Genomic DNA, 20,870 nt, shown 5'->3' with positions numbered 1-20,870 from the left:
CGCAGTGCGCCCAGCCCTGAGACCGCCCGCCCTCGACCGGCACCCCGCCCTGCGCCACGCCGCCCGGCTGCTCCTCGCCACCGCCCTCGTGCTCCTGGTCCTCGTCGAGGGCCTCACCCTCACCCGCAACCCCACCGAGCCACGCGCAGCCCTCCTCACCGCGGGCATCGTCACCAGCCTGTGCGCCGTGCCCTGGCCGCGCCCGCCGCTCGCCGCCCGCGCCTGGACGGCCGCCGGGGTCTCCTGGGCCGCCACCCTGTACGTCTTCGCCAGCGGCAGGCCGCTCGCCGTCTGGGGCCTGGGCGAGGCCGTGGCGCTGCTCGTGCTGCTCACCGGCGTCCTGCTGCGGCTGCCCGCCCGGCGCGCCGCCGTGCTCGGGCCGCTGCTCGCGCTCGCCTGCGCGGCGGCGCCCGTGCGCGACGCCGCCCCGGGCCGCTTCACGCTCCTGTTCTCCGCACTCGCCGCCGTGGTCAGCGCCTTCTCGCTGCTGCTGCGCGGCACCGAGGCCCAGCGGGTGCGCGACACCGAGGCCGCGCGCGCCGCCGAACGCCTCGACCTCGCCCGCGAACTGCACGACCTGGTCGCCCACCACGTCACCGGCATCGTCGTGCAGGCCCGCGCCGCGAGCTTCACCGCGCCCGCCACCGCCGCCGGGGCGCCCGCCACCGCCGACACCTTCACCCGCATCGCGGACGCGGGCGACGCGGCCCTCGGCGCGATGAGCCGCCTCGTGCGCGTCCTGCGCGAAGGCGAGGCGCGCACGGCGCCCCTGCCGGGGCTCGCCGAGCTGCGCGCGCTCGCCCACACCGGTGCCGTCGCCGGGCCGCCCGTGACGGTCGAGGTGGAACACGGCCTGGAGGAGCGCCTTCCGGCCGATCTCGCGGCCACCGCCCACCACATCGTGCGCGAGGCGCTCACCAACGTACGCAAACACGCCGTCGACGCCCGAGCCGTCCACGTCACCGTGCGCCTGGCCGAGGGCGGCCTTGAGGTCCGGGTCGCCGATGACGGCGCCCCGGCGCCATCGCCCGGCCCCGGTGACCGGGGTGGGTTCGGTCTTGTCGGCCTGGGGGAGCGTGTGGGGGCCCTTGGCGGGCACCTTGCGGCGGGGCCGCGCCCGGGTGGGGGCTGGCAGGTTCGGGCCGTGCTGCCGTACGGGCAGGGGGATCCGGCCTGAGGCGCCGGTGCGCTTGCGCTGTGCTGAGTAGCTGTTCGGCTGCGGGCGCGCTGTGGCTTGTCGCGCAGTTCCCCGCGCCCCTTCGGGGCGCTCCCGCTTCGGGGCGCTGGTGACGCCCAGGCCCCGCGCTTAGTCCAACACCTTCCGTTCCTTTGTCCATGGGCGCCCCCCGCACCCCCGGCGCATCGTGACCGTCACGGATTTCGTCGTACGGAGGGTGCGTTCATGCCGTCGTCACAGCCGTCCGGGCCGAGTCGCAGAGCCGTCGTCGCCACCGGGGCACTCGCCTCACTGGGCGCCGCCGTGGGCGCGGGCACCGCGCACGCCGCGCCCGCCCCGGAGCCCCGCGCGGACGAGGCGGTGCTGCGCTCGGCCGCCCTCGACGTCCGCGTCGCCACCGCCTTCCCCCGCGTCGTGTCGTACACCGACCGCGCGAGCGGCGCCGTGCTGCACGCACAGCCCGACCCGGTCACCACACTCCTCGTCGACGACAAGGAACACACCCCCGAGGTCACCGCGACGATCCGTGACGACCGCGCCTCCTACGTCCTCACCCTCGACGGCGGCACCCGCATCGACGTGGAGATCTCCGTCCAAGGCCACCAGGTCCACTGGCGCGTCACCCGCATCGAGGACACCCCCGCCCTACGGATCGGCACCCTCCGCGTGCCCGGCCTCGCCCTGCTGTCCGTGCGCAGCGACCAGCCCGGCGCGACCCTCCTCGCCGCCCGCGTACAGCTCGACCAGGCCAAGAGCGGCGACACCCTCCTGCGGCTCGCCGCGGACACCCCCGCCCAGGCACCCACGGGCTGCGCCTACGCCGTGCTCGCCCACGACCGGCTCGGCGGAGCCGTCGAGACCAACACCGTCTACGACAAGCCCACATCCGAGACCAGCTGGGACAACGGCCGCCTGTGGCGCCAGACCCTCCGCGCCGAAGGACACACCGAAGCCCGCCTCACCCCCGGCCAGTGGACCCACCGCGCCGCCACCTCACCCGTCGACGCCACCGAACCGCTGCCCTACGCCACCGTCGTCGTCACCGGCGACCGCAACGGCGACGGCAAGGTCGACTGGCAGGACGCCGCGATCGCCTTCCGCGACATCATGGTCACCCCCCTCGGCGCCGACGAGCAGCACCTGCGCGTCGTCCCCCACATCCCCTTCAACTTCGCCTCGCAGGCCACCAACCCGTTCCTCGCCACCCTCGACGAGGTCAAACGCGTCCACCTGGCCACCGACGGCCTGCGCCAGTACACCCTCCTCAAGGGCTACCAGTCCGAGGGCCACGACTCCGCCCACCCCGACTACGCGGGCCACTACAACACCCGCGCCGGCGGCCTGCGCGACCTCAACACCCTGCTCCGCGAAGGCACCAAGTGGAACAGCGACTTCGGCGTCCACGTCAACGCCACCGAGTCCTACCCCGTCGCCCACGCCTTCTCCGAGAAGCTCGTCGACAAGAACAACGAGCAGTGGGACTGGCTGGACCAGAGCTACCGCATCGACCAGCGCCGCGACCTCGTCTCCGGCGACATCGTCCGCCGCTTCGCCGACCTGCGCCGCGACACCCACCAGGCGCTCGACACCCTCTACATCGACGTGTTCCGCGAGTCCGGCTGGACCTCCGACCGGCTCCAGCGCGCCCTGCGCGACCAGGGCTGGACCCTCACCACCGAATGGGGCCACGGCTTCGAGCGCGCCGCGGTCTGGTCCCACTGGGCCACCGAGACCGACTACGGCCCCGACACCTCGCGCGGCATCAACTCCCAGCTGATCCGCTTCATCCGCCACCACCAGAAGGACGTCTTCGCCGACAAGTGGCCCACCCTCCTCGGCATCGCCCGCATGGGCAACTACGAGGGCTGGGTCGGCAAGACCGACTGGACCGTGTTCTACGACCTGATCTGGACCCACGCCCTGCCCGCCAAGTACCTCCAGGCCCACCCCATCAGGACGTGGACCGACCACGAGATCACCTTCTTCGGCGACGGCGCCACCTCCGTGACCGACACCGGCGGCACCCGCCGCATCACCACCGGCGGCCACCCGGTGTACGACGCCGGCACCTACCTGCTGCCCTGGGAACCCCGCCGCGCCACCGACCCCGCGAAGCTCTACCACTACAACCCCCGCGGCGGCACCAGCCGCTGGACCCTGCCCCGCGGCTGGGCGGACGCCCGCACCGTGCACCTGTACCGCCTCACCGACCAGGGCCGCGTCCACGAACGCGCCCTCCCCGTACGCGCCGGGAAGATCACCATCGAGGCCCGCGCCGCACAGCCCTACGTCGTCCACCGCACCCGCGCCCGCGCCCTGCCCGACCCCGACTGGGGCCAGGGCACCCCGCTGCGCGACCCCGGCTTCCACTCCGGCACCCTCGACGCCTGGCAGGTCACCGGGCCCGCCGCCGTCGTCCGCAGCGCCCTGGGCGACCACGAACTCGTCATCGCCCCCGGCACCGCCGCCTCCGTGAGCCAGCGCCTGCGCCGCCTCGCACCCGGCTCCTACGTCGCCTCCGTACAGGTCGAGGTCGGCGAGCGGCCGGGCGAGCAGCGCACCGCGACCCTGGAGGTCCGCACCGCCGACGGCGTCACCGCCGCGAACCGGACCACCACCTCCACCGCAGGGAACTTCGTCGCCGCCGACCGCAAGCACGGCACCCGCTTCCAGCGCCTGTTCACCCCCTTCACCGTGCCCGAGGGCGGCGGACCCGTCCGGCTCACGCTGCGCGCCGCGGCCGGCCGGGCCCGCGTCCGCTTCGACAACGTCCGCGTCGCGGCCACCGCGCCCGCGCCCCGCCTGCCCCGGGGCGTCCTGTGCCGCGAGGACTTCGAGCACGTACCGCAGGGGTGGGGGCCCTTCGTCAAGGGCGACGCCGGGGGAGCCACCGACCCGCGCACCCACATCGCGCAGCGGCACGCCCCGTTCACCCAGCGCGGCTGGAACGGCAAGGCCGTCGACGACGTCGTGGACGGGGGCCAGTCCCTCAAGTCCCGCGGCGAGAACCAGGGCCTCGTCTACCGCACCGTGCCCCACACCGTGCGCTTCGCCGCCGGGAAGCGGTACCGGGTGTCCTTCCGCTACGTGAACGAGACCGCGGGCCAGTACGCGTGGGTCACCGCCGTGGACACCCCCGACCCGCGCGAACTCTCCCGCGAGCCCCTGCCGGCCGCCCACGCCCCCACCACCCACTCCTACGAGTTCACCGCGCCGGGGGAGGGCGAGGCGTGGGTGGGCCTCCGCAAGACCGGGGCCGACGGCAAGGCGGAGTTCGTCCTGGACACCTTCGAGGTACGGGAGGCCTGACCCTCGCGGGGCGTCCCGCGCGGGCCTGACCCTCGCGGGGCGTCCCGCGCGCGCTACCGCAGCCGCACCTCCGGGACGCCCCCCACCCCCTCCACCTCAAGCACCCACACCGCGTTCGCCCCCTCCCGCAGCACCGGCCCCGGCACGAAAAGCCCCCGCTGCGGCCCCACCCCCCAATACCTCCCGAGGCAGAACCCGTTCACCCACACGAAGCCCCGCGTCCACCCCGGCAGTTCGAGCACCGCGTCCCCCGCCCCGGCCACCTCCACCACACCCCGGTACAGACCGGCCCGCCCCGCCCCCGCGCCGCCCTCGGCGGAAGGCACCGAGCCCGCCGCGTCGAATGCCCCCAACGGCACCCCCACCGCCCGCACCCCGTGCACGTACTGCCGCTCGTGCAGCACCCCGCCCGTCAGCCCCTTCGCCTCCCCGAGCCGCGGCCCGTAGTTGACGCGCCCCAGGGACTCCACCCACAGCTCGACCCGGGCGCCCCCGGGCACCGGCGCGGGCAGGGCGGGGGAGTCCTCGGTGAGCACCCCGGCCCGCACCCCGTCCACGTACACGACGGCCCGGTCCCGCACCCCCGGCACACTCAGCGGATACGGCCCGCGCGGCCCCGGCAGCGTGAACGAGTAGCGGACCAGGCCCCGATCCACCCCCAGCTCCTCGAACGTGGGCGGCACGGCGTACTCCGCCTCCGAGGTCCCCAGGCACGCGGCCACCGCGTCCAGCGGCGCCCAGTCCTCCAGACGCGCCACGGCCGGCGCGCCGAGCACCTCGGGAGCGGGCGGCGGCTCGGGCAGCGGCCCGTCCGCGTACCCGGCGAGTACCTCACGGAACAGCCAGAACTTCGCCGTGGGCCGCCCGCGCTCGTCGATCGGCGCGTCGTAGTCGTAGGACGTCACATCCGGCTGCAACACCCCGTCGTGCAGCGCCCCGCCGCCCCGGTTCGCCCCCGCCCACCCGGCGAAGTTCGTCCCGCCGTGCGCCATGTACAGGTTCACCGACGCCCCGCACTCCAGGATCTCCCGCAGCGCGCCGGCCGCGTCCCCGGGCTCGCGCACGGCGTGCTCCGCACCCCAGTGGTCGAACCAGCCGCACCAGAACTCCATGCACATCAACGGCCCCACCGGCCGGTGCCGCCGCAGCACGTCGAAGCCCTCCCGCGCCCGCGAACCGAAGTTCACCGTCGCCAGGACACCGGGCACGCTCCCACCCGTCAGCATGTGGTCCTCGGGCCCGTCGGACGTGCACAGCTCCGCCGTGACCCCCTGCCCGCGCAACAACTCCACCAGCGCGCGCAAGTACACCCCGTCCGAGCCGTAGCTGCCGTACTCGTTCTCCACCTGCACGAGCACCACCGGGCCACCCCGGTCGTGCTGGCGCGCCACCACCTGCGGCAGCAGCCGCGCGAACCAGCGCTCGACGTGCCCCAGATAGCGCGCGTCCCGGGTCCGCACGCGCGCCCCCAGCTCCCCGGTCAGCCAGGCCGGAAGCCCCCCGTTGTCCCACTCGGCGCAGATGTACGGGCCCGGCCGCACGATCGCCCACAGGCCCTCCCGGCGCGCCGCGTCCAGGAACCTGCCGAGCGCCTCCACGTCGTGGAACTCTCCCGGCCGCGGCTCGTGCACGTTCCACGGCACGTACGTCTCCACACAGTTCAGGCCCATCGCCCGCAGCATCGCCAGCCGGTGCCCCCACTGCGCCTCGTGCACCCGGAAGTAGTGCAGCGCCCCCGACAACAGCCGCACCGGCCGCCCGTCCACCTCGAAGCCGTCCTCGCCCACCCTGAACCCGTTCACCCTGTCCCCTCCCGGTGCTTCGACAGGCGCCACGATTGCCTCTGGCGGGCGGCCCGGTCCATGGACAAAGATCGAGGCTGATTGGACTGGAGGAGCGTCCGGCCCGGACCGGGCGGCAGCGGCCCGGACGCGCACGCCCCGGGCGTGACGGACCAGGAGGGCAGCAGCCGATGTACCACACCTGGATGCGGTACTTCACACCCAGCCCCGTCCACCACCGCCTCGGCCTGGTCTGCCTCGGCGTCGGCCTCCAGCACGGCACCCTGCCCCCCGTCGGCCCCCGCACCCTCGACCACCACGTCGCCCTCGTCGTCAGCGCGGGCAGCGGCTGGTTCACCCGACCCGACGGCCGCCGCGCACCCGTCACCGCACCCGCCCTGATCTGGCTGGTGCCCGGCGTCCCCCACCACTACGGCGCCGACCCCGACACCGGCTGGGACGAGTGCTTCGTCGACTTCACCGGGCCCGCCACCACCACCTACACCGAACTCGGCTACATCGAGCCCGAGCGGCCCGTCGTCGCCCTCGCCGACCCCGCCGCCGCCCGCGCCGTCGTCGGCCGCGTCGCCCGCGCCGCCCGCCGCGGCAACCCCCTCCTGGAGGTCGAGACCAGCGCCGCCGTCCACGAACTCCTCGTCGCGCTGCGCCGCGCCCGCGCCGACCTCGCCCCCGACGGCGACCCCGTCCTCCAGGCCCTGGCCCGCGACGCCTTCACACCGCTGTCCATCGCCGAACACGCCGCCCGGCACGGCATGACCCCCGCCGAGCTGCGCACCGCCGTACGCCGCGGCGCCGGATGCAGCCCCAAGGACTACCTCCTCGGCATCCGCCTCGGCCGCGCCAAGGAACTCCTCGCCGCCACCGAGCTGCCCGTCGCCGCCGTCGCCCGCCGCGTCGGCTACGACGACCCCGCCTACTTCTCCCGCCTCTTCACCCGCCGCGTCGGCACCGCCCCCGTACGCTTCCGCGCCCAGCAGGGCCGCGCCGTGCCCGGCGGCTGGTCACGGCAGGTCCCCGACCCGGACGACCCACCGACGCTCACCTCCGGCGGCACCGGCGGCACCGGCGGCACCGGCGGCCCTGGCGGCTCCGGCGGCTCCGGCTCGGCAACGTAGGCTCCCTGCCATGACCACGAAGCACCCCGCCGATTCCACCGACTCCGCCGACCCCGCTGTCCTCGCCGAGCTGAGCCGCCTGCGCGACAGCATCGACAACATCGACGCCGCGGTCGTCCACATGCTCGCCGAACGGTTCAAGTGCACCCAGCAGGTCGGCCACCTCAAAGCCAACCACCACCTGCCCCCCGCCGACCCCGACCGCGAGTCCCGCCAGATCGCCCGCCTGCGCCAGCTCGCCGAGAACGCCAAACTCGACCCGGCCTTCGCCGAGAAGTTCCTGACCTTCATCATCGCGGAGGTCATCCGCCACCACGAGACCATCGCGAACGAGAAGGCCTGAGCGGCGCACCCCTCCGAACGAGCCCCGCCCGAGCCGGGCCACCCCCTGCCAGGCACCCCGCCGCATCAGGCACCATGGCCAGATGCCCGCACTGACGCGCGACGAAGCGCAGACCCGAGCCCAGCTCCTCGACGTCCAGCGGTACGAGATCACCCTCGACCTCACCACCGGCGACGAGACCTTCGACTCCCGCACGGCGATCACCTTCACCACCGCCACGGACGGCGACACCTTCGTCGAGTTGAAGCCCGCACACCTGCGCTCCGTCACGCTCGACGGCACCCCCCTCGACCCCGGCACCCTCACCGGCAACAGGCTCCCCCTGACCGGCCTCACCGCGGGCGAACACCACCTCACCGTCGACGCCGCCATGCGCTACTCCCGCACCGGCGAGGGCATGCACCGCTTCACCGACCCCACCGACGGCGAGACGTACGTCTACACCCAGCTCTTCCTCGACGACACCCAGCGCGTCTTCGCCGCCTTCGACCAGCCCGACCTCAAGGCCGTCTTCCAGCTCGACATCACCGCGCCCAAGGCCTGGACCGTCCTCGCCAACAGCGTCACCGAACACACCGGCGACGGCACCTGGAAAGCAGCCCCCACACCCCCGCTGCCCACCTACCTCGTCGCCGTCGCCGCGGGCCCCTGGCACTCCATCCGCACCGAACACCGCGGCCTGCCCTTCGGCCTCCACTGCCGCCGCTCCCTCGCCCCCCACCTCGACGCCGACGCCGACGAACTCCTCGACACCACCCGCTCCTGCTTCGACCGCTACCACGAGAAGTTCACCGAGCCCTACCCCTTCGACTCCTACGACCAGGCCTTCGTCCCCGAGTTCAACGCCGGCGCCATGGAGAACCCCGGCCTGGTCACCTTCCGCGACGAATTCGTCTACCGCTCCGCCGTCACCGACACCCAGCGCCAGACCCGCGCCATGGTCATCGCCCACGAAATGGCCCACATGTGGTTCGGCGACCTCGTCACCCTCAAGTGGTGGGACGACATCTGGCTCAACGAGTCCTTCGCCGAATACATGGGCTACCAGACCACCGCCGAAGCCACCCGCTTCACCGACACCTGGACCGACTTCGGCGTCGCCCGCAAATCCTGGGGCTACGACGCCGACCAGCGCCCCTCCACCCACCCCGTCGCCCCCGACCCCGACGCCGTACCCGACACCGCGTCCGCCCTCCTCAACTTCGACGGCATCTCCTACGCCAAGGGCGCAAGCGCCCTGCGCCAACTCGTCACCTGGCTCGGCGAGAAGGACTTCCTCGCGGGCATCAACGCCCACTTCGCCCGCCACAAGTTCGCCAACGCCACCCTCGCCGACTTCATCGACAACCTCGCGTCCGCCACCGACCGCGACGTCCACGCCTGGGCCGACGCCTGGCTGCGCACCACCGGCGTCGACACCTTCACCCCGGCCCTCAGCCACAGCGGCCGCACCTGGACCCTCCGCCTCGACCACCACGGCAGCCGCCCCCACCGCGTCGCCGTCGGCGTCCACGACCGCGACCTGTCCGACGGCCGCCAACTCGTCCTGCGCGAACGCTACGAGACGGACGTACCCGAACACACCACACCCACCCCCCGCGACGGCGGCTGCCCCGCCCTCGTCGTCCCCAACGACCACGACCTGACCTACGCCAAGATCCGCCTCGACCCGGACTCCCAGAACACCGCCCTGCGCTCCCTGTCCAGCGTCCCCGACCCCCTCACCCGCGCCGTCCTGTGGAACGCCCTGCGCGACATGGTCCGCGACGGCGACCTCGAACCCGCCACCTACCTCGACACCGCCCGCGCCCACCTGCCCGCCGAGACCGACCTCGCCCTCGTCTCCGGCGTCCTCACCTTCGCCGGCACCGTCATCGCCGACCGCTACACCCCGCGCGCACAGCGGCCCGCCGCCCTCGCCACCCTCGACGCCCTGTGCCACGACGTCATCCGCCACACCGAGGACGGCTCCCGCCCCGGCCTCAGGCTCATCGCCGTACGCGGCCTCATCGACGCCGCCACCCAGGCCGAGCCCCTCCACACCTGGCTCGCCCAAGGCGCCGTACCCGGCGGACCCGAACTCGACCCCGAACTGCGCTGGCGCGCCCTCGCCCGCCTCGCCGTCCTCGGCGAGGCCGACGAGGACACCATCGCCGACGAACTGCGCCGCGACCCCAGCGCCACCGGCCAGGAAGGCGCCGCCCGCTGCCGCGCCGCCCTGCCCGACCCCGACGCCAAACGCCGCGCCTGGGACGCCATGTTCACCACCGACGACCTGTCCAACTACCTGTTCACCGCCACCGCCCAAGGCTTCTGGCAGCCCGAACAGGACGACCTGGTACGCCCCTACGTGGCCCGCTACTTCGACGCCGCCGTCGACGTCGCCACCCGCCGCGGCCCCGCCATCGCCGACGCCGCCGGCCGCCACGCCTTCCCCCCGGCCACCGACGACGAGACGCTGCGCCTCGGCGAGGCCTGCCTGGCCCGCACCGACCTCACCCCCGCCCTGCGCCGCCGCCTCGCCGACCAACTCGACGACCTGGCACGGGCCCTGCGCGTACGCCGCAAGGCCGAACAGAGCTGAACCGGCCCCCGCACGACCCCCGGCCTAGGACCGATGCCCTAGGCCGGGGTCCTTCCTGACGACGATCCGGAGTTCCGCTCCGCTTGCCTAGGGTCGAGGACACAGCGGGCCGGGCCCACGGCCCGGCCCCGCCCGCACACCCAAGGAGCACCCCATGATCGTGGTCACCGGAGCCACCGGAAACGTCGGCAGCGCCCTCGTCGACCAGCTCACCACCGCCGACGCCCCCGTGCGCGCCCTCGTCCGCGACCCCCAACGCGCCCGCCTGCCCGCCACCGCCGACGTCGCCCGCCTCACCGTCAGCGCCGAACCCGCCGACATGACCGCCCAGTTCGACGGCGCCGACGCCCTCTTCCTGCACGCCTCCGTCACCGGCGAACACACCCGCGCTTTCCTCACCGCCGCCCGCACCGCGGGCATCCAGCACGTCACCGTGCTCTCCAGCATCGCCGTCGAGGACGACCCCGCCCACGACACCTTCATCCACACCTGGCACCGCGCCCTCGAACAGGACGTCCGCGACAGCGGCCTCGACTGGACCTTCCTGCGCCCCGGCGTCTTCGCCACCAACACTCTCCAGTGGGCCTGGCAGATCCACGAGGGCGACACCGTACGCGGCCCCTACGCCAAGAGCGTCTCCTCACCCATCCACGAAGCCGACATCGCCGCCGTCGCCCGCCACAGCCTCCTGGAACGCCACAGCGGCACCGCCCACGTCCTCACCGGCCCCGAAGCCCTCACCACCGAGGACCAGATCGCCGCCATCGCCCACGCCATCGGCCGCCCCCTCACCTACACCGAGATACCGCCCCACGACGTCGTCCCCGCCATGTTCCCCATCATCCCCGCCGACATGGTCCCCGGCTTCGTCGCCTCCCTCGCCGCCACCGTCGACACCGCCCCGCCCCTGACCACCACCGTCCAAACGGTCACGGGAAACCCGGCCCGCACGTACACCCAGTGGGCCCAGGACCACGCGGACGACTTCCGGAACTCAAGCCCGTCCGGCGTTTGAGGACGAGGCCGAAGGCCGATCAACGGGGGCACAGGGGGCGGAGCCCCCTGATTTCGGGAAGGGGCGGGCCCTGCCAGGGGAGTCCCCCGGCAGGGCCCGCCCCACCCCCTAGCACCCCCACCCCGCGCAGACACGATTTCCCGGCACAGCCGTACCCCTTTCGGGTTCCGAAACCCCAGCCCCACCCCACACCCCACCCCCACCCACCAGGCTGGTGACCCCGTCCGCCCACCGGAGGTCACCCCATGCGCACCCCGCCGCCCCTCGCCGGGGGCGCCCAAGGCCCCGACGCCCTGGAACCCCTGCTCACCACCGCCCTGGCCGCCCTGCGCGAGGGCGCGGCAACCCGCGGCGGACCCCTCCCACCCGGCGGCCCCACCACCGTCACCACCCGCCTCCACCAAGCCGCACACCCCCTGCTGCCCCACCACGGCACCGGCGCCCGCACCGCCCTGCACACCCTCGTCCAGGCCACCGCACACGGCGCCGCCGACCCCGCCCACCCCCTGTGCGCCGCCCACCTGCACTGCCCACCCCTCGCCCTCGCCGCAGCCGCAGACCTCGCCGCCTCCGCGCTCAACCCCTCCCTCGACTCCTGGGACCAGGCCCCCGCCGCCTCCGCCCTCGAAGCCCTCCTCACCACCACCCTCGCCACCGAGGTCCACGGCCAAGGCGACGCCCTCATCACCACCGGCGGCACCGAATCCAACCAACTCGCCCTCCTCCTCGCCCGCGAACGCGCCACCGCCCACGGCCGCACCCTGCGCATCCTCACCGGCGCCAACGCCCACCACTCCCTGCACCGCGCCGCCTGGCTCCTCGGCCTGCCCACCCCCCACACCCTCCCCACCCCCACCGGCGTCCTCGACCCCCACACCCTCGCCACCGCCCTCACCACACACTCCGCCGACAACACCGACAACACCGACAACACCGACAACACCGACCTCCTCGTCACCGCCACCGCCGGCACCACCGACGCAGGCCTCATCGACCCCCTCAACGACATCGCCGACCTCTGCGCCACCCACCACGCCCGCCTCCACATCGACGCCGCCTACGGCGCCGGACTCCTCTTCAGCGACACCCACCGCCCCAAACTCCACGGCCTCGACCGCGCCGACACCGTCACCCTCGACCTGCACAAACTCGGCTGGCAACCCGCAGCCGCCGGAATCCTCACCCTCCGCGACCCCACCGACACCCACCCCCTCACCCACCGCGCCGACTACCTCAACGCCGACGACGACACCGAAGCCGGCCTCCCCGACCTCCTCGGCCGCTCCCTGCGCACCACACGCCGCCCCGACGCACTCAAGATCGCCGTCACCCTCAAAGCACTCGGCCGCACCGGCCTCGGCGCCCTCGTCGACCACGTCTGCGACCAAGCACGCCACCTCGCCGAGCAGATCACCGCCCACCCCCGCTTCGACCTCTACGCCACCCCCACCATCAGCACCGTCCTCTTCCGGCCCACCCACGCCGACGACGACCACATCGCACACATCCGCCGAAAACTCCTCACCGACGGCACCGCCGTCCTCGGCCGCGCCCAACTCGACGGCCGCCGCTGGCTCAAAGCCACCCTCCTCAACCCCCACACCACCCCCGACGACCTCACCACCCTCCTCAAGCTCGTGGAAGGAACCACCCCCCGATGACCCCGACCCACCCACCAGGCACCCCCGACAAGCCCACCCAAGCACCCACCACCCCCGACAACCCCCGCGACCTGGTCGGCATCGGCATCGGCCCCTTCAACCTCTCCCTCGCCGCCCTCGCCCACCCCCTCGACCTCGACACCGCCTTCTACGAACAACGCCCCGCCTTCCACTGGCACCCCGGCCTCCTCATCGACGGCGCCACCCTCCAAGTCCCCTTCCTCGCCGACCTCGTCACCCTCGCCGACCCCACCAACCCCTGGACCTTCCTCAACTACCTCAAAACCCGCGAACGCCTCTACCCCTTCTACTTCGCCGAGCGCTTCCACATCCAGCGCGCCGAATACGACGCCTACTGCCGCTGGGTCAGCGACAACCTCCCCCGACTCCACTACAACCACCAGATCGACGCCGTCCGCTGGAACCCCGAACGCGACCTGTTCGACGTCGACTTCACCCAACTCGACGCCGACGGCGAAGCCGAAGCCCTGGGCCGCACCCACGCCAGGAACATCGCCCTCGGCATCGGCACCGCCCCCCACATCCCCGAACCCCTCAAACCCCTCGCCGACGCCCCCACCGTCCCCGTCATCCACGCCGCCGACTACCTCCTGCACCGCGACCGCTTCCTCACCGCCGACCACATCACCGTCATCGGCTCCGGCCAGTCAGGCGCCGAAATCTTCCTCGACCTCCTCCGCCACCGCCCCCCAGGCGCCGAAAAACTCCACTGGCTCGCCCGCACCCCCGCCTTCGCCCCCATGGAGTACTCCAAACTCGGCCTCGAACACTTCACCCCCGACTACACCCGCTACTTCCACGCCCTCCCCGAAAGCGTCCGCGACCAACTCGTCCCCGGCCAATGGCAACTCCACAAAGGCATCGACACCGACACCATCGCCGCCATCCACGACGAGCTGTACCGACGCACCCTCCACGGCGGCTGGCCCGACGCCGTCCTCACCCCCGGCGTCAACGTCCGCACCGCAGGACGCGTCGCCACCACCCGCGTCGAACTCCACCTCGAACACATCGAACAAGGCACCCGCACCCGCCTCACCACCGACGCCGTCATCCTCGCCACCGGCTACCGCGAACGCCCCCTCGACCGCCTCCTCGCCGCACTCGACCCCTACCTGCGCCGCGACTCCTCCGAACGCCCCCGCATCGACGAACACCACCGCCTCGTCCTCGACCCCGCCGTCACCGGCAGCGTCTACGTCCAGAACGCCGAACGCCACACCCACGGCGTCGGCGCCCCCGACCTCGGCCTCGCCGCCTGGCGCAGCGCCGGCATCCTCAACACCCTCACCGGCAAAGAGCCCTACCCCCAGCCCCAGCGAACCGCCTTCACCCACTTCGGACTCCACCAACCGACACCACGCACCACCCCCCGCCCCGGCGCGGAACTCCGCGGCACCCTCGTCCACCTGAAGAACTGACCCCCCCCGGGCCCTCAGCCCCCCGCCACCTCCCCCAACGCACCCACCGGCGCCACCACCCGCCCCGACCGCGGACACACCCACACCGCCACACTCCCGACCACCCGCGCAGCCAACGGATGCCCCCGCGGATGGTCGGGACACTCCGGCCACGTCGCCGGCAACAACCGCGCCGCCAACGCCTCCACCGCCCAGTCCTTCACCTGCTCCGCCAACTCCGCCACCTGCTCCGCCGGACCCACCCCCACAGGCACCGACACCCCCACCCCCGACCCATCCGGCTCATACAGCATCACCAGCGGATCACCGTCGAAATCCACCTCCTCCCGCACCACCGGCCGCACCGCACACGTCGTCCACACATCACGCCGCACCACAGCCAGCGCGGCCGCCAGATCCCCATTCATCACAGCCTCCCTCAGAACACCGGAGTCCCCGCACGCGTCAACCGCCAGTCCACCCGCGCGAACTCCGCCGGATCCACCACACCCCTCGCCTTCACCCACGCGATGATCGTGTTACGGATCTCATCCGAATTCACCCACACCTGCTTCGCCCGCGCCACATGCGGGAAATTCCCCCCACCACTCGCCCGATAATTGTTCACCGCCAACACGAACTCAGCACCCGGATCCACCGCCTTCCCCCCGAACCGCAACCCCACGATCCGCGAACCCACCGGCTGCGCGATATCCACGTCGTACGACACCCCGTACAACGCGTCATAGTTGTAATCCGGCACACCCTCCGCATTCGTCAACTTCGCCGGATCCACCGGCGCATCCGGCGCCGTCCGCACGTAATACCGCGCCGAGAACTCCAGATAATCCTTCAACTGCGCACCCGTCAGAACCCGCGCCTCCAGCGTGTTCTCGAACGGATACAGACCCGCCGCGTCCCGAAGCGTCACCTCACCCGCCGGAATCCTCGCCGTACGCGAGAAACAAGAAGCCTGCGACAACACCGGCAACTTCGCATACGCGCCACCCGCAAGCGCCGCCCGCACCGTCTCCGCCTGCACATGATTGATCAAATCAATGATCGGCACATCCTTGTACGGGCCCTCCGCCGTACTCATCGCCTCCTTCGAAGTGCCGATCACCTGATTCACATACGCCACGACCTTCTTGTGCTCATCCCCGAGCAACCGCACGATCCGCTCGTCCTCCGCCACCGCGTTGGAGTTCAGGACCTTCGCCCCCACCCTCTCCACCCGCCAACGGCCCTTCGACCACACCACGTCGAAGTCGAACAACGTCAACCGCTGACCCCACTTCAACGGCTCCGACAACACCACCTTCTCGCCCGTCGCCTTGTTCTCCACCACATACTCGGCAATCTCCGTATGCGCGTGCCCCACCAGAATCGCGTCGATCCCCGGCACCCGCTCCGCCACCAACGCCGCCGCGTTCTCCACATACGGCAACTGATCCCCGTACGACGACGTACCACTCGACCCCGAATGCGCCGACACGATCACCACATCCGCACCCATCGACCTGAGCCTCGGCACCCACTTCGCCGCCTGCTCCTCAAGGCCAGGGAACGTCATCTTCCCCTGCACATGCGCCTTGTCCCAGATCGCGATCCCCGGATTCGTCAGACCCAGCACCGCAACCCGCACATCCCGACCGTGCGGCGTACGCAACCGATGCATGCTGTACGGCGGAAAAGCAGGCCGCTGCGACTTCGCATCCAACGCGTTCGCCCCGAGCAGCGGAAAATCACACTGCTCCTGGAACTTCCGCAACACCGGAATGCCGTAATTGAACTCGTGATTCCCCAGCGCCGCCGCGTCATACCCGATCGCATTCATCGCCTGCGCCATCGGATGCACCGGACCCCGCGCCGCGGTGATCGGATCAACCTTCGCGTAGTAGTACGACAACTGCGTACCCTGAATCGTGTCACCCGCGTCGATCAGCAGCGTATTCCGACGCCCCTTCTCCTTGCGGACCTGCGACACCAACGTGGATATCTTCGCCAGACCCACATCGTTGTGGTCCCTGTCGTCGAACTCCTTGTCCGTGAAGTAATCCCAGTTGAAGACGTTCCCATGCAGGTCCGTCGTCCCCATCACCGTGAACGAATACCGCCGCGACCGCTTACCCGGCCGAACCGCCGGCGCCGCCTCCGCGGCAGCCGCGGGACCCACGAGCGCCACCCCCGCCCCCGCGGCGGCGGAACTCCCCAGGAACGACCTTCTGTCGAGCGGCATTGCGACTCCCTCATGAACCTTCGTGACCTACGCGCACCGGCGACGCGCGTAGATTCTGGCCCACAACACCCCCACCACAACACCCCCACCAGGTTTCGATCCGATGACCACCCCGAACCCCGCCCCAGTGCCACAGTGGAACCCATGACCACCCACCAACAACACCCCACCACCCCCTACGGCACCCCCCACGCCCCACGCGTAGCCGTCCGCGGCGAAGCCCACCTCGAAGTCGACCCCGAAATCGCCCGCATCGGCATCACCATCACCGCCCGCGGCACCGACCGCCGCGACGCCCTCACCGACCTCACCCGCCGCAACAACGACGTCATCAACCTCGTCAAAACCTACGGCGACGCCGTCGAACGCCTCGAAACCGGCGCCTTCTCCGTCACCCCCGAACTCACCAAACGCGGCAAAGGAGAACGCGTCCGCACCTACCACGGACGCGTCCACATCAACGCCGAACTCACCGACTTCACCGCACTCGGCGAACTCACCACCCGCATCGCCGACCTCGACCTCACCCACATCGACGGCCCCTACTGGGCCCTGCGCCCCACCTCACCCGCCCACCGCACCGCCCGCCAACAAGCCGTCAAAGAAGCAGTCCAACGCGCCCGCGAATACGCCGAAGCCCTCGGCACCACCCTCGACGCCCTCCTCGAACTCGCCGACACCGGCACCGACCCCACCCCCGACTACGGCTACCCCGCACCCCCCGGAATGGCCCGCGCCGCCTTCGCCGGAGCAGCCCCCGAAGCCGCCGCCCCCCTCGACCTCGAACCCCAGCGCCAATCCGTCTACGCCCAAGTCACCGCACGCTTCACCATGAACCCGCCCCAACTCTGAAACGCCACCCCACCCGCCGACCCTTGAACACGCTCATCAGAGCACGCCCGCGCACACTTCAACAGTTGTCAAAAGCCTTTCACCCAACGGTTGTTGAGTAGTCACGCCCAACCAATCCACTACCGACCAGTAAGGCCTACTGTCGACCACATGCGCCGAGCGAAAATCGTTTGCACCCTGGGACCCGCCACCGACACCTACGACCAGATCAAGACCCTGGTCGAAGCCGGAATGGACGTGGCACGCTTCAACCTCAGCCACGGCACCTACGCCGACCACGAGGACCGCTACCAGCGCGTACGCAAGGCCGCCGAAGAGACCGGCCGCAGCATCGGCATCCTCGCCGACCTTCAAGGCCCGAAGATCCGTCTCGGCCGCTTCACCGAAGGTCCCGTACTCCTCGAACGCGGCGACGAGTTCACCATCACCGTCGAACCCGACGTCCAAGGCGACCGCCACATCTGCGGCACCACCTACGCCGGCCTCGCCGACGACGTCACCACCGGCGAACGCATCCTCGTCGACGACGGCAAAGTCACCCTCGAAGTCACCGCCGTCGACGGCCCCCGCGTCACCACCACCGTCATCGAAGGCGGCATGGTCTCCGACCACAAAGGCCTCAACCTCCCCGGAGTCGCCGTCTCCGTCCCCGCCCTCTCCGACAAGGACGAAGCCGACCTCCGCTGGGCCCTCAACACCGGCTTCGACGTCATCGCCCTCTCCTTCGTCCGCAGCGGCCGCGACATCGACGACGTCCACCGCATCATGGACGAGGAGAACCGCCGCCTCCCCGTCATCGCCAAAGTCGAAAAACCCCAAGCCGTCGACGCCGTCGACGACATCGTCGCCGCCTTCGACGGCATCATGGTCGCCCGCGGCGACCTCGGCGTCGAAATGCCCCTCGAACAAGTCCCCATCGTCCAGAAGCGCGCCATCAAACTCGCCAAGCGCAACGCCAAACCCGTCATCGTCGCCACCCAAATGCTCGACTCCATGATCGACAACTCCCGGCCCACCCGCGCCGAAGCCAGCGACGTCGCCAACGCCGTCATCGACGGCACCGACGCCGTCATGCTCTCCGGCGAGACCAGCGTCGGCAAATACCCCATCGAAACCGTCCGCACCATGGCCCGCATCGTCGAAGCCGCCGAGGAAGACATCCTCGCCAAGGGCCTGCCGCCCCTCACCGAACGCAACAAGCCCCGCACCCAGGGCGGCGCCGTCGCCCGCGCCGCCGCCGAAATGGGCGACTTCCTCGGCGCCAAGTACCTCGTCGCCTTCACCCAGTCCGGCGACACCGTCAAGCGCCTCTCCCGCTACCGCTCCCCGATCCCCCTCCTCGCCTTCACCCCCGACCCGGCCACCCGCTCCCAGCTCAACCTCACCTGGGGCGTCGAGACCTTCCTCGGCCCGCACGTCGACTCCACCGACGCGATGGTCGCCCAGGTCGACGAGCACCTCCTCAAGATCGGCCGCTGCCGGCCGGGCGACACCGTCATCATCACCGCGGGCTCCCCGCCCGGAGTCTCCGGCTCCACGAACCTGGTCCGCGTCCACCACATCGGCGAGGCCTCCCGGTAACCGGGACCGGTTCAGTACTTCGGCCCGACGTGCACGTCCATGAGCGCCACGGAGGCTTTGCGGGCGATGGAGACAGTCACCGCGGCGCGGCTCTGGTTGAGGGTCTTCCACTCGACGCCGAGCCGGTCGAGGGTGCCGGTGAAGAGCCCGACTATGTCGGTGGACGTGTTCGTGAAGAAGTACCTCGGATACTCGTAGCGCTTCCGCTCGCCGCCGACGACCCGCGTGGTCCAGTTCGTCACCCGACACCCGTCGGAGTGGATGAGCCCCCGGATGAACTCCCACGGGTGCGCGTCGACGATGTCCTGTTGCCAGGATTCGAGCGCGATGGTTCGTTCGTGCTTCTTACCGGGGCCGTGCTGCGGGAAGAGGCAGGGCCAGTGCTTGCTGTACGACTTCACTTCGCCGCACCCCGACTTGTAGCGCGTTTTGACGTGGGGCATGGGCATCACCCGGCGCATCGTGTCTTCAGCTGCGGCGATGAGCCCCGTGTGCCTAGCGTCACAGAAGATGGACAGGTGATGCTGCTTCGGCTTCGAGATGATGTGGCCGTCACCGAGGTAGAGGCCTAAGAGGTATGCGTATGCCTCCCGGTCGTACGACCGGTGCGTGCAACGCGGGCAGTCGGTGGGCTGCTCGTAGCGGGCGTTGCGCTTTTTGCGATCCTCCGAGAGCCACCAGCCAACCGTGCCGCGGGGAACGTTCAGGCGCTCCGCTACCACCCTATTGGGAATGCCTTTGCGGAGAAGTTCGAGTGCCTCGGCGCGGACCGAAGGTTTGTGCTGTTCCATAGGTGCAGCCTGTATGTCGCTGCACTGGTTCGCGCGATCAGCGTGGATGATTCATACGATCACGTGAAGCTGATCGATTTACCCCTGACCTTGGAAAGGAAGGGAAAGTGCCCCGAGTCGGATTCGAACCGACGCTGTATGGGTTTTGAATCCATGGCCTCTACCGCTGGGCTACCGGGGCCCCTTCAAAATGAAGGTCAGCGGTCACCCGCTGTGTCACCACCATACCGCAGCTAGGTAGGCTCTTGGGAAGCAGATCTGCCCCTAACGAGGAGCCCCCGTGACCCCGCCCGAGTCGCCCAAGGCCGTAGACGCGTCCGACGACAAGTCGCACGTCCCGCCCCTGACGACCCGCGTCGTCATCGCTGAGGACGAGGCGCTGATCCGTCTCGACCTCAAGGAGATGCTGGAGGAGGAGGGCTACACGGTCGTCGGCGAGGCCGGTGACGGTGAGACCGCGATCGAGCTGGCCCGGGAGCACAAGCCGGACCTGGTGATCCTGGACGTGAAGATGCCCGTCCTGGACGGGATCTCCGCGGCGGAGAAGATCGCGGAGGAGTCGATCGCCCCCGTGCTGATGCTGACGGCGTTCTCGCAGCGGGACCTGGTGGAGCGTGCCCGGGACGCGGGCGCCATGGCGTACCTGGTGAAGCCGTTCAGCAAGAGTGACGTCGTACCGGCGATCGAGATGGCGGTGTCGCGGTTCGCGGAGCTGAAGACGCTGGAGAGCGAGGTCGCGGACCTCACGCAGCGCCTGGAGACGCGGAAGCTGGTGGACCGGGCGAAGTCGATCTTGCAGACGGAGTACGGCCTGACGGAGCCGGCGGCGTTCCGGTGGATTCAGAAGACGTCGATGGATCGTCGGCTGTCGATGCAGCAGGTGGCGGAGGCGGTCATCGAGGACGCCGAGGAGAAGAAGGCGTCGAAGGGCTGAGAGCGGCCCCGTAGGGGCGCGGGGCTCTGTCGATGTGCGGCTCCGC

The 20,870-nt window shown here is 71.2% G+C and carries 15 protein-coding genes and 1 tRNA gene; 11 read left to right on the top strand and 5 right to left on the bottom strand.

Features of this window, described 5'->3' with window-relative positions; all coding sequences use genetic code 11:
* Positions 1-4 precede the first annotated feature (4 nt).
* Together AC07GB_RS20785 and AC07GB_RS20780 are read left to right on the top strand one after the other, a co-directional pair.
* The gene (locus AC07GB_RS20785) at positions 5-1,177 is read left to right on the top strand and encodes a sensor histidine kinase (RefSeq protein ID WP_478847485.1); all 1,173 of its coding nucleotides are present in this window, start codon (positions 5-7) and stop codon (positions 1,175-1,177) included.
* A 225-nt stretch (positions 1,178-1,402) separates the two neighbouring features.
* On the top strand, positions 1,403-4,486 hold the full coding sequence (locus tag AC07GB_RS20780) for an endo-alpha-N-acetylgalactosaminidase family protein (protein ID WP_478847483.1): 3,084 nt from the start codon (positions 1,403-1,405) through the stop codon (positions 4,484-4,486).
* 53 nt (positions 4,487-4,539) lie between these two features.
* Here the strand turns inward: AC07GB_RS20780 and AC07GB_RS20775 are convergent, their stop codons facing one another.
* Positions 4,540-6,288: a glycoside hydrolase family 35 protein gene (locus AC07GB_RS20775; protein ID WP_478847481.1), complete on the bottom strand. Its 1,749-nt coding sequence runs from the start codon at positions 6,286-6,288 to the stop codon at positions 4,540-4,542.
* Between the two features lie 170 nt (positions 6,289-6,458).
* Between AC07GB_RS20775 and AC07GB_RS20770 the strand changes: the two genes are divergently transcribed.
* The 6 genes from AC07GB_RS20770 (at position 6,459) to AC07GB_RS20745 (ending at position 14,448) form a co-directional block, all read left to right on the top strand.
* Positions 6,459-7,403: a helix-turn-helix domain-containing protein gene (locus AC07GB_RS20770; protein ID WP_478847479.1), complete on the top strand. Its 945-nt coding sequence runs from the start codon at positions 6,459-6,461 to the stop codon at positions 7,401-7,403.
* A gap of 10 nt (positions 7,404-7,413) precedes the next feature.
* Complete coding sequence (locus tag AC07GB_RS20765; RefSeq protein ID WP_478847477.1) at positions 7,414-7,746, top strand: chorismate mutase; 333 nt, start codon at positions 7,414-7,416, stop codon at positions 7,744-7,746.
* 82 nt (positions 7,747-7,828) lie between these two features.
* Complete coding sequence (pepN, locus tag AC07GB_RS20760) at positions 7,829-10,330, top strand: aminopeptidase N (protein ID WP_478847475.1); 2,502 nt, start codon at positions 7,829-7,831, stop codon at positions 10,328-10,330.
* A 154-nt stretch (positions 10,331-10,484) separates the two neighbouring features.
* Positions 10,485-11,345 (top strand): SDR family oxidoreductase, encoded by an 861-nt coding sequence (locus AC07GB_RS20755; protein WP_478847473.1) that lies wholly within the window; start codon positions 10,485-10,487, stop codon positions 11,343-11,345.
* Positions 11,346-11,590: 245 nt separating this feature from the next.
* Positions 11,591-13,006, top strand: coding sequence for a pyridoxal phosphate-dependent decarboxylase family protein (locus AC07GB_RS20750; protein WP_478847471.1), 1,416 nt, complete (start codon positions 11,591-11,593; stop codon positions 13,004-13,006).
* Positions 13,003-14,448: a lysine N(6)-hydroxylase/L-ornithine N(5)-oxygenase family protein gene (locus AC07GB_RS20745; RefSeq protein ID WP_478847469.1), complete on the top strand. Its 1,446-nt coding sequence runs from the start codon at positions 13,003-13,005 to the stop codon at positions 14,446-14,448. Before AC07GB_RS20750 ends, AC07GB_RS20745 begins: the two co-directional genes overlap by 4 nt.
* 14 nt (positions 14,449-14,462) lie before the next feature.
* On the opposite strand, the gene AC07GB_RS20740 is transcribed toward AC07GB_RS20745, so the two are convergent.
* Positions 14,463-14,855, bottom strand: a complete 393-nt coding sequence (locus tag AC07GB_RS20740) for a hypothetical protein (RefSeq protein WP_478847468.1) — start codon at positions 14,853-14,855, stop codon at positions 14,463-14,465.
* 11 nt (positions 14,856-14,866) lie between these two features.
* Positions 14,867-16,666: a bifunctional metallophosphatase/5'-nucleotidase gene (locus tag AC07GB_RS20735; RefSeq protein ID WP_478847466.1), complete on the bottom strand. Its 1,800-nt coding sequence runs from the start codon at positions 16,664-16,666 to the stop codon at positions 14,867-14,869.
* Between the two features lie 144 nt (positions 16,667-16,810).
* Here AC07GB_RS20735 and AC07GB_RS20730 point away from each other — a divergent pair, with 144 nt between their 5' ends.
* Both AC07GB_RS20730 and pyk read left to right on the top strand, forming a co-directional pair.
* Complete coding sequence (locus AC07GB_RS20730) at positions 16,811-17,518, top strand: SIMPL domain-containing protein (protein ID WP_478847464.1); 708 nt, start codon at positions 16,811-16,813, stop codon at positions 17,516-17,518.
* A gap of 150 nt (positions 17,519-17,668) precedes the next feature.
* Positions 17,669-19,099 carry a pyruvate kinase gene (pyk, locus tag AC07GB_RS20725; RefSeq protein ID WP_478847462.1) on the top strand — a complete coding sequence of 477 codons (1,431 nt, stop codon included), beginning with the start codon at positions 17,669-17,671 and terminating at the stop codon, positions 19,097-19,099.
* Between the two features lie 11 nt (positions 19,100-19,110).
* On the opposite strand, the gene AC07GB_RS20720 is transcribed toward pyk, so the two are convergent.
* Positions 19,111-19,890, bottom strand: a complete 780-nt coding sequence (locus AC07GB_RS20720) for a helix-turn-helix domain-containing protein (protein ID WP_478847460.1) — start codon at positions 19,888-19,890, stop codon at positions 19,111-19,113.
* A 108-nt stretch (positions 19,891-19,998) separates the two neighbouring features.
* A tRNA-Leu gene (locus tag AC07GB_RS20715) sits at positions 19,999-20,071 on the bottom strand.
* Between the two features lie 99 nt (positions 20,072-20,170).
* Between AC07GB_RS20715 and AC07GB_RS20710 the strand changes: the two genes are divergently transcribed.
* On the top strand, positions 20,171-20,824 hold the full coding sequence (locus AC07GB_RS20710) for an ANTAR domain-containing response regulator (protein ID WP_478847458.1): 654 nt from the start codon (positions 20,171-20,173) through the stop codon (positions 20,822-20,824).
* Positions 20,825-20,870: the final 46 nt, after the last annotated feature.

It is taken from the genome of Streptomyces sp. NPDC045778, from assembly GCF_056431945.1.
This window is presented reverse-complemented; position numbering and strand designations above follow the sequence as displayed.